This window comes from Petrocella sp. FN5 (assembly GCF_029210395.1).
In the GTDB taxonomy this organism is placed as follows: Bacteria; Bacillota; Clostridia; order Lachnospirales; family Vallitaleaceae; genus Petrocella.
On the sequence record NZ_JARGDP010000095.1, the window covers coordinates 1 to 8,536 of the forward strand.

7 protein-coding genes are annotated in these 8,536 nt (G+C 37.3%); 2 read left to right on the forward strand and 5 right to left on the reverse strand.

What is annotated here, in order from left to right; genetic code table 11:
- Positions 1–376: 376 nt before the first annotated feature.
- Positions 377–1,330: a TIGR01212 family radical SAM protein gene (locus tag P0N36_RS13850; RefSeq protein ID WP_275843451.1), complete on the forward strand. Its 954-nt coding sequence runs from the start codon at positions 377–379 to the stop codon at positions 1,328–1,330.
- Positions 1,320–1,844 (forward strand): DUF4364 family protein, encoded by a 525-nt coding sequence (locus P0N36_RS13855; protein ID WP_275843452.1) that lies wholly within the window; start codon positions 1,320–1,322, stop codon positions 1,842–1,844. The genes P0N36_RS13850 and P0N36_RS13855 overlap by 11 nt, the downstream gene beginning before the upstream one ends.
- Before the next feature lie 154 nt (positions 1,845–1,998).
- Here P0N36_RS13855 and yihA read toward each other — a convergent pair whose 3' ends face one another.
- From yihA to tig, 5 genes are all read right to left on the reverse strand, one after another.
- Positions 1,999–2,619: a ribosome biogenesis GTP-binding protein YihA/YsxC gene (gene yihA / locus P0N36_RS13860; RefSeq protein ID WP_275843453.1), complete on the reverse strand. Its 621-nt coding sequence runs from the start codon at positions 2,617–2,619 to the stop codon at positions 1,999–2,001.
- Positions 2,606–4,948, reverse strand: a complete 2,343-nt coding sequence (gene lon, locus P0N36_RS13865) for an endopeptidase La (protein WP_275843454.1) — start codon at positions 4,946–4,948, stop codon at positions 2,606–2,608. Before lon ends, yihA begins: the two co-directional genes overlap by 14 nt.
- 109 nt (positions 4,949–5,057) lie before the next feature.
- Positions 5,058–6,368 carry an ATP-dependent Clp protease ATP-binding subunit ClpX gene (clpX, locus tag P0N36_RS13870; RefSeq protein ID WP_275843455.1) on the reverse strand — a complete coding sequence of 437 codons (1,311 nt, stop codon included), beginning with the start codon at positions 6,366–6,368 and terminating at the stop codon, positions 5,058–5,060.
- 18 nt (positions 6,369–6,386) lie between these two features.
- Positions 6,387–6,968, reverse strand: a complete 582-nt coding sequence (gene clpP / locus P0N36_RS13875; protein ID WP_275843456.1) for an ATP-dependent Clp endopeptidase proteolytic subunit ClpP — start codon at positions 6,966–6,968, stop codon at positions 6,387–6,389.
- A gap of 58 nt (positions 6,969–7,026) precedes the next feature.
- On the reverse strand, positions 7,027–8,313 hold the full coding sequence (gene tig, locus P0N36_RS13880) for a trigger factor (protein ID WP_275843457.1): 1,287 nt from the start codon (positions 8,311–8,313) through the stop codon (positions 7,027–7,029).
- Positions 8,314–8,536 lie beyond the last annotated feature (223 nt).

An 8,536-nucleotide genomic window follows, 5' to 3' on the forward strand; every position in this document is an offset into this window, starting at 1 on the left:
AATATATTTTTATTTTTTTTAATTTAGGTATTGTTTTATAGAAATACATATATTATAATTAGGTTGTGGTTGAATTTTGTTCTCCCTTCTTATTGGAACGAGATTCGTACCCACTATATAACCCCTTATTAATTATTTATACTCCCCTCATCAAAATAACCACATTCTTTAATGTGGTTATTTTACTGTCCATCGCCACTTTTCGAATGACTTTAGTATTAAAGTCTGTTAAAATAGGGACATATAACAAAGAGGCTACGCCTCGTTTTGCGAAGCAAATTGTTCCGGCAGGAAAGACTTCTTTGATAGTTAATGCGAGGCTTCAACGCATTAACATAACATAGACTTTCCTAGAGAATGTAAAAAGGAGCATCCTATGATATGGCCTGACCAGAAACCCTACTATAGCCTAAACTGTTACTATAATCAGCTATTTGGTCAAAAGACATACAAAATTGCTTTAGACATTGGTTTAACTTGTCCAAACAGGGACGGCACTTTAGATTACCGAGGTTGTATTTTTTGCTCTAGTTCAGGTTCCGGTGATTTTGCAACACCTTCAGCTTCAACTCATGAAAAACAATTGGATACGGCCAAAGGCCTATTACAAAAGAAGTATGAAGGCCAACACTATATCGCCTATTTTCAAGCATTTACCAACACCTATGGACCGATAGACTATTTGAGAACTACTTATAGAAGCATCATCCAACGACCTGATATTTTAGGTCTTTCCATTGCGACGCGACCGGATTGTTTGTCAAAAGACATTCTTGACTTATTAAAGGAATTGGTTCAAGTAAAGCCTGTATGGGTAGAGCTAGGACTGCAAAGCATTCACGAAAAAACCTCAAGTTTTATAAGAAGGTGCTATCCTCTGGAGGTTTTTGATCATGCCGTCCAAAGCCTACACGCTATTAATATAAAAGTCGTGGTCCACTTAATTGCCGGACTTCCAACAGAAACAGATACAGAATTTTTAGAAAGCGTTGCTTATGTCAATCGTTCTCAAGTCCACGGCATAAAATTTCAACTTCTACAAGTCCTTAGAAATACGGATTTAGGCAGCTTATATACAGAAAAACCTTTTAGACTATTAACTCTAGATGGTTATGCTAACTTGATTGTCACCGCCATTGCAAATATAAATCCGAACATGGTTGTACACCGAATTACCGGTGATGCGCCAAAAGAAGATTTGATTGCCCCCTTATGGAGTTTAAATAAACGCGGCGTTCTTAATAAAATTCATCAATGTTTTAAAGATAGAGAACTATGGCAAGGAAAGTTATTAGAAAACAACGAAAGAAGGCCTGAACATGACCGGTAACGATTATGAACTAAGTCTAAACAAGCTTATGATCTTGTTCCTAATTGAAAAAGCAGGATTACCCCTATCTAATACCCAACTCTCTGATTTTTTGTTGGTTTCAGATTATACAGATTACTTTTCGCTTCAGACTTATATCGGACAGATGATTGATGCTAGGTTGCTAAAATCCTCCAAGATATCAAGTCATACGCTCTATGATATCACCGATGCCGGTTGCGAGACATTAGAATACTTTAAGAACCATATCCCTGAGAGCATCAAAGATGATATGATTATATACCTCAAAAAAAATAAATATGACATCAAGTCTAAATTTGATGTTGTTGCTGACTATATCCCTGAAAAAAACGGTGATTTTTATGTCAATTGTGTTGCCAAAGAAGATAATAAGAATCTTATAGAGATTAATTTAAGGGTAACAGAAAAAGAGGAAGCTTTAAAAATATGTGATGCTTGGGAAAGTAAAAGCCATGAAATCTATAAACAACTCTTATATAATCTTCTTGAATAAGCAATTAAACAAGAAAAGAAGCTTCGCTTCGTTATGAGCTCTGCTCATATTTCTGAATGGTTCGAAAGGAAAGGTCTTTGACGTATTCTGCCACGCTTCAAGGCTGAATACTAAAGTATGACTTTCCTAGAGAAAAATGAAGAAGAAGAACAGATTAAATCTGTTCTTCTTCTTCATTTTGTTCTCTAACAAACGCTAGCCATTGATCTATTTCCGCCCATATCGCTTCAGCACCTTGCTTAGTCATGGATGAAAAAGGGATAATCTGATTGGTGCTATGTAAGGCCAGTGCTTGCTTAATAACTTTTAAATGTTTGATAATTTGAGACCTGTTTAATTTATCCGCTTTGGTTGCTACGACTAACGGTTCAAAGCCTGCTGTCCTTATGTAGTCCATCATTATACGATCGTTTTCGTTGGGTGCATGTCGAATGTCCACCAACAAAATAATCATACCAAGAGGTACTCTTCTATTGAGGTAATACTCAATCATTTTACCCCACTGTTCTCTGGACGCTCTTGCAACTTTAGCATAACCATATCCAGGTAAATCCACAAAATATAGCTGTTCTTCTACATTATAGAAATTAATGGTTTGCGTTTTTCCCGGCTGTCCAGAGGTGCGTGCTAATGCTTTTCGATTAATCAGGGCATTAATGAGAGATGATTTACCAACATTAGACCTGCCTGCAAATGCCACTTCAGGATAATCCGTTTCGGGGAATTGTTCAAACTTGACACCAACCGCTTCTAATCTAACATTATTTACCTGCATCTTTTGTCTCCTTAATTAAAGCTTCTTTTAAAACCTCATCCATGTTTCGGACATATACGATGGTTAATCCCATCAGAATCTCTTCACTGATTTTCTCTATATCCCTTTTGTTATCAATCGGTATCAATACTTTTTCTATGCCTGCCCTTTTGGCTGCCAGCAATTTTTCTTTCAAACCTCCAATAGGTAATACACGCCCTCTTAATGTGATTTCTCCGGTCATTGCAACCTTATTATGGACCTTGACACCTGACAGGGCTGATATAATAGCTGTGGCTAAAGTAATGCCTGCAGATGGTCCATCTTTTGGCACAGCGCCTTGAGGTATATGAATATGGATATCCTTGTTGGTATAAAATGCCTCATCAATACTATGATTGCCTGATATCGATCTTGCATAACTAATGGCTGCTCTGGCAGATTCCTTCATGACATTACCAATCTGTCCTGTAATCTCAAACTTACCGGTACCAGGCATGACATTTACTTCAATTGACAGGGTATCACCGCCGACTTCTGTCCAAGCCAAACCTCTAACAACGCCTATTTGCGGCTCATCACAGCGTTTATCATAATGAAACAAGGTAATGCCTAAATACTTCTTAATATTCTTTTCCGTGATTTGAACCCTTTTCTTCTCACCAATGACAATTTCTTTAGCCACTTTACGACATATTCCTCCGATTTTTCGCTCTAGGTTTCGAACACCGGCTTCTTTTGTATAACTATTGATCATCTCTATAAGTGCCTTATCACTGAATTTTAGTTGCCCTGTTGTTAAGCCATGTTTATCAAGTTGTTTTTTTATCAAGTGAGCTTTTGCAATATGTACTTTTTCATTAACAGTATAACTATGTACCTCAATAATCTCTAGTCGATCCATTAAGGGTCTCGGTATGGTTCTTAAGGTATTTGCCGTACCTATAAATAGTACATCGGATAAATCAACATTCATCTCTACATAATGGTCTCTGAACTTATCGTTTTGTTCACCATCTAAGACTTCAAGCAATGCTGCTGATGGGTTGCCCCGCATATCAGAGCTCATTTTATCCATCTCGTCCAGTAAAATCAAAGGATTACTGGTTTTTGCCTGTTTTAAGGCATTGACTATACGACCTGGCATAGCGCCAATATAGGTTTTCCTATGTCCTCTTATGTCCGCTTCATCTCTAACACCACCAAGAGATATTCTGGCATAATGACGGTTAAGTGCCCTTGCTACTGACTTCGCTATGGAAGTCTTACCGGTTCCGGGTGGTCCAACCAGACATATAATCGGGCTATCGGTTTTTTTTGCTATTTTTCTAACCGCTAAATGTTCAATAATTCTTTCCTTGACTTTTTCCAGACCATAGTGGTCTTCATCCAAGATACCTCTAGCGCTTTCGATGTCTGTACTTTCTTCTGTTTTTTCATCCCAAGGCATCTCTAGGATACATTCAATATAGCTTCGGATAACAGAACCTTCTGCAGATGAAGCTGACATACGCTTCAATCTTTTTAGCTCTTTATACAACCTATCCTTAATTTCCTCTGAGGCATTTAGATTGTCCACAGCCTCCATATATTCCATGACTTCATCTTCAATTTCTTGTTGATCACCTAATTCTGTTTGAATGACTTTTAATTGTTCTCTTAAAAAATATTCTTTTTGATTCTGGTCAATTTTTTGTTTGACCTGATTATTTATGTTGTTTTTTAGCTTCATGATTTCTACTTCAGCGTTTAGCATAGAAATAGCCAACTTGAATCTGGACTTAACCTCTATTTCGCCTAAAATACTTTGTTTATTGGACAAGGATGTCATTAAATTAAAAGCAATATTATCCGTCATTTCACCAATATGTTTTATTTTACGTATATTGTTTAAAGTATCCTTTGAAAAATTAGGATTCACTTTTTCATATTCATGAATCGACTCATAAGCGATGCGTCGCATTGCTTCTTCTTCTTCAATACTTATAGGTTCGTCCAAGGACGCAATCGTCTCAATATTGGCTTCCAAATATGATGTTTGGTCAGAGAAATTAATGATTCGACCACGGCTAATGCCTTCTACTAAGACACGAACGATTTTATTGGGTAATTTAATTAATTGCTTGATTTTTGTAATGGTCCCGTCCTCATACATATCTTCAATAATGCCCGGTTCTTCCACGTGGGCTTGCTTTTGGGCGACCAGAAAAATCATCTGACCTTCTAACATGGCTTGATCTAAAGCTTTTACTGATTTGTCTCGTTTTACATCAAAATGCATGATTGTATTGGGAAAAAGATTAATACCTCTTAAAGGCAAAACCGGCAATAAAATGGCATGTTCTGTCATATACGAACCTCCTTCGATGATTCATTTAGGTTGCTTACGGTAACCTTTAACCATTTTTGTCCAAATAGCAATAAGGGAGCTCAACCACAGCCCCCTTAAGATATATTCATTATGCTGTTTCGTTTTCACTTTTACGTTTACTTCTTGGTTTGGTTAAAGCTTGGTCTTTCTTAATCATTGCCACATTCTCGTTTACTATAACCTGAGGATAACTTTTATTCTCTACTGTTTCCTTTGTTATAATGCATTTTTCTATTTTTTCATCTGATGGAATCTCATACATAATCTCCATCATCAACTCTTCCAATATAGCTCGAAGTCCACGAGCACCGGTCTTTCTTTGGACCGCTAATCCTGCAATGGCAACCAAGGCCTCTTCTTCAAACTCTAACTCAACATCGTCTAACATAAATAGACTTTCATATTGTTTGACCAAAGCATTTTTCGGTTGGGTCAAAATCTGAACCAATACCTCTTCTGTCAAGTTTGACAAGGTAACACTTACAGGTACACGTCCGACAAACTCAGGAATCAAACCAAATTTCAACAAATCTTGGGGCAATAGCTTCTCAAGTATAGCACCAACTTGAACATCTTTTTTACTCACAATATCGGCTCCAAATCCCATAGATTTTGTTCCGACTCTTTGTTCAATTACCTTTTCTAGGCCATCAAACGCTCCTGCACATATAAAAAGAATATTTGTTGTATCGATTTGAATGAATTCTTGATGGGGGTGCTTTCGACCACCTTGGGGCGGTACGGATGCCACTGTACCTTCTAGTATTTTTAGTAAAGCCTGCTGAACACCTTCTCCACTAACATCTCTCGTAATAGACGGGTTCTCAGACTTACGTGCAATCTTGTCAATCTCGTCTATATATATAATGCCTTGCTCTGCTTTTTCAATGTCAAAATCCGCTGCTTGAATCAGACGCAATAGAATATTTTCTACATCTTCTCCAACATAACCTGCTTCGGTTAATGAGGTTGCATCCGCAATAGCAAAAGGTACGTTTAACATTCGAGCCAAGGTCTGGGCCAACAAAGTTTTACCGGATCCTGTTGGGCCTACCATTAGAATATTACTTTTTTGTAGCTCAACATCTTCTGAAACATTATTGCTACGGATTCTTTTGTAGTGGTTGTAAACCGCAACCGCCAAAGTCTTTTTAGCTTTTTCTTGTCCGATAACATAACCGTCAAGAAATGTTTTGATTTCTATTGGCTTTGGTACATTGGCCAACTCAACCTCTTCTTTGAAATCCTGGAACTCTTCTTCTACAATATCTGCACATAATTCTATACATTCATCACATATGTAGACATTTGGTCCTGCAATTAGTTTTCTTACTTGATCTTGAGTTTTATGACAAAAAGAACATCTAAGTTGCTTCTTATCATCAAATTTGTTAGCCATTTGTCCACCTACTTTCAGTTATCGCTTTTCGATGACTTTATCAACGATTCCATAAGCAACTGCTTGCTCCGCTATCATAAAGTTATCTCTTTCTGTGTCTCTTTCAATTATCTCAAGAGATTGTCCTGTTCTTTCACTTAAGATTTTGTTCAATGACTCACGCATAGCAATAATCCGTTCTGCATGAATCTTTATGTCCGTTGCTTGCCCCTGAGTACCACCTAGTGGCTGATGAATCATGACTTCTGCGTTTGGCAATACAAACCTTTTGCCTTTTGCACCACCGGCCAATAAGAAAGCACCCATGCTTGCAGCCATACCCACACATATGGTTGATACGTCAGGCTTAATTAATTGCATGGTGTCATAAATCGCCATGCCTGCTGTTATGGAACCTCCCGGACTGTTGATGTAAAGATGAATATCTTTGTCTGGATCTTCGGCCTCTAGAAATAACATCTGTGCCACTACCAAGCTAGCTGTTGTATTGTTCACTTCTTCAGCTAGAAAAATTATACGGTCTTTTAGTAATCTTGAGAAGATATCGTAAGTACGTTCTCCTCGACTTGTTTGTTCTACTACATAAGGTACTAAACTCATATTACCATCCTCCTTTATCGGAATTGGCATTGCCTAATCTTATATCTAAATTGTCTTATTACACTTCTTTAGATGCTTCTACGACAAGGTCAAGGGCCTTTTGATTCAACATATCTTGGCGAATAGATTCTTTTTCTTCTTCCCCAATGGTTTCTTTAAGTACTGCAAGGTCCATGTTGTATTGTTCTGCCATCGTGACCAGTTCTGCTTCAACAGCTTCATCGGTCACTTCAATGTTTTCTGCTTTGGCTATGGCTTCAAGAACTAATCTTACCTTGATTTTTTCTATGGCTTGACCTTTCATTTGCTCTTTTAGTGTATTCATATTTTGACCTGTCACTCTAAAATAGTCTTCAATTTTCATGCCTTGGGTTTGAAGTCTTTGTGAAAACTCATAGGTCATATTTTCTGCTTCTAGTTCAACCATAGGTTCAGGCATATCCATTGTCGCCTTCTCAATAATGGCTTTAAGCAGATTGCTCTGGTTTTCTTGTTTGCTTGCTGCTTCTTTTTTATTAAGAATGTGTTTTGCAACATCTTCCTTATATTCCGCTAGCGTATCAAACTCAGAAACATCCTTTGCAAACTCATCATCAAGAACTGGCATTTCTTTTGCCTTTATCTCATGTAAGGTTACTGTAAACATTGCCGGTTTACCTCTTAAAGCTTCTGACTGATAGTCTTCCGGGAAGGTTACATTAACTTCAAAAGTTTCACCAATATTTTTTCCGATGATTTGTTCTTCAAAAGTATCAATAAATGAACCTGAACCGATTACTAGACTAAAACTCTCTGCCTTGCCACCAGCAAAAGGTGTGCCATCTACAAAACCTTCAAAATCAATAACAACATGGTCATCCATCTCTACCGGTCTACCAACAACACCAACCATTCTTGAATTTTTCTCTAGAACACTTTTGAGTTCAGCTTCAATGTCTTCATCTGTAACTTCTACATTTGTTTTTTCCACTTCAAGACCCTTATAATCTCCAAGTGTCACTTCCGGCTTTACAGCAACTTTTGCAGTAAAGATGAAGTTTTGCCCTGATTCGATTTGCTCAACATCTACTTCAGGTCTTGACATGACTTCAAGTCCGGTTTCTTCTACCGCCTGATCGTAAGCGTTAGGAATAATACCATTGGCAGCATCTTCATAAAATACATTTGCACCATAAACCTTCTCAATTAGTTTACGAGGTGCACGGCCTTTTCTAAAGCCTTGAATAGTAATCTTACCTCTATTCTTCAAGTAGGCTGCTTGTAAACTTTTCTCAAACTCATTTGCATCTACTTCGATTACAAGTTTCACCATACTGTTTTCTAATTTTTCCACTGTTGTGTTCATTGATTTGTTCCTCCTTGATTAACTTCTATTCTTATTTAATTATGGTTAAAGCGTTCAATCTATATGTGTAGGTTGATCTTGAGTAACCTATTTTTAACACTTTAACCGACTATTTATTTCAAATCAGCCTTAAGGCTACATTTTTGAATCTGGGCATAATGACCCAAGTTTAACCATTAAACCATTATAACACAGTCGAATTTAGATTACTATACCTATTTTA